The sequence below is a fragment of the Mycobacterium sp. DBP42 genome (assembly GCF_005924235.1).
Lineage (GTDB): Bacteria > Actinomycetota > Actinomycetes > Mycobacteriales > Mycobacteriaceae > Mycobacterium > Mycobacterium syngnathidarum.
In genome coordinates this window covers 1-1,728 of record NZ_VCMY01000091.1, presented here as the reverse complement: position 1 = coordinate 1,728, position 1,728 = coordinate 1, and the positions used below count along the sequence as shown (strand labels likewise).

The window sequence follows — 1,728 nt, the reverse complement described above, 5'->3', positions numbered from 1 at the left end:
TCGTGGTGCTCCTTAGAAAGGAGGTGATCCAGCCGCACCTTCCGGTACGGCTACCTTGTTACGACTTCGTCCCAATCGCCGATCCCACCTTCGACGGCTCCCTCCACAAGGGTTAGGCCACCGGCTTCGGGTGTTACCGACTTTCATGACGTGACGGGCGGTGTGTACAAGGCCCGGGAACGTATTCACCGCAGCGTTGCTGATCTGCGATTACTAGCGACTCCGACTTCACGGGGTCGAGTTGCAGACCCCGATCCGAACTGAGACCGGCTTTGAAAGGATTCGCTCCACCTCACGGCATCGCAGCCCTTTGTACCGGCCATTGTAGCATGTGTGAAGCCCTGGACATAAGGGGCATGATGACTTGACGTCATCCCCACCTTCCTCCGAGTTGACCCCGGCAGTCTCTCACGAGTCCCCACCATAACGTGCTGGCAACATGAGACAAGGGTTGCGCTCGTTGCGGGACTTAACCCAACATCTCACGACACGAGCTGACGACAGCCATGCACCACCTGCACACAGGCCACAAGGGAACCAATATCTCTACCGGCGTCCTGTGCATGTCAAACCCAGGTAAGGTTCTTCGCGTTGCATCGAATTAATCCACATGCTCCGCCGCTTGTGCGGGCCCCCGTCAATTCCTTTGAGTTTTAGCCTTGCGGCCGTACTCCCCAGGCGGGGTACTTAATGCGTTAGCTACGGCACGGATCCCAAGGAAGGAAACCCACACCTAGTACCCACCGTTTACGGCGTGGACTACCAGGGTATCTAATCCTGTTCGCTCCCCACGCTTTCGCTCCTCAGCGTCAGTTACTGCCCAGAGACCCGCCTTCGCCACCGGTGTTCCTCCTGATATCTGCGCATTCCACCGCTACACCAGGAATTCCAGTCTCCCCTGCAGTACTCTAGTCTGCCCGTATCGCCCGCACGCCCACAGTTAAGCTGTGAGTTTTCACGAACAACGCGACAAACCACCTACGAGCTCTTTACGCCCAGTAATTCCGGACAACGCTCGGACCCTACGTATTACCGCGGCTGCTGGCACGTAGTTGGCCGGTCCTTCTTCTATAGGTACCGTCACTTGCGCTTCGTCCCTATTGAAAGAGGTTTACAACCCGAAGGCCGTCATCCCTCACGCGGCGTCGCTGCATCAGGCTTGCGCCCATTGTGCAATATTCCCCACTGCTGCCTCCCGTAGGAGTCTGGGCCGTATCTCAGTCCCAGTGTGGCCGGTCACCCTCTCAGGCCGGCTACCCGTCGTCGCCTTGGTAGGCCATTACCCCACCAACAAGCTGATAGGCCGCGGGCCCATCCCACACCGCAAAAGCTTTCCACCACACACCATGAAATGCGTGGTCCTATTCGGTATTAGACCCAGTTTCCCAGGCTTATCCCAAAGTGCAGGGCAGATCACCCACGTGTTACTCACCCGTTCGCCACTCGAGTACCCCGAAGGGCCTTTCCGTTCGACTTGCATGTGTTAAGCACGCCGCCAGCGTTCGTCCTGAGCCAGGATCAAACTCTCCAAACAAAAACTTCCCAGTCCCAAAACCAGGCAGAATTCAGATTCAGAAAAATCCGATCACAAACAAAAGACACCAAACAAACTGGCATCAAAAAAACAAAACCACCCACCAAGAACGGAAGACGGGGAGTCCCCCAAGATGAATGGCAAAAAACAACAAACAAAAACCACCAAACACACTATTGAGTTCTCAAACAACA

1 rRNA gene is annotated in these 1,728 nt (G+C 55.7%); it reads right to left on the bottom strand.

Annotated features, from left to right (window positions below):
- Positions 1–16: 16 nt before the first annotated feature.
- Positions 17–1,534, bottom strand: a 16S ribosomal RNA gene (locus E0T84_RS31485).
- Positions 1,535–1,728: the final 194 nt, after the last annotated feature.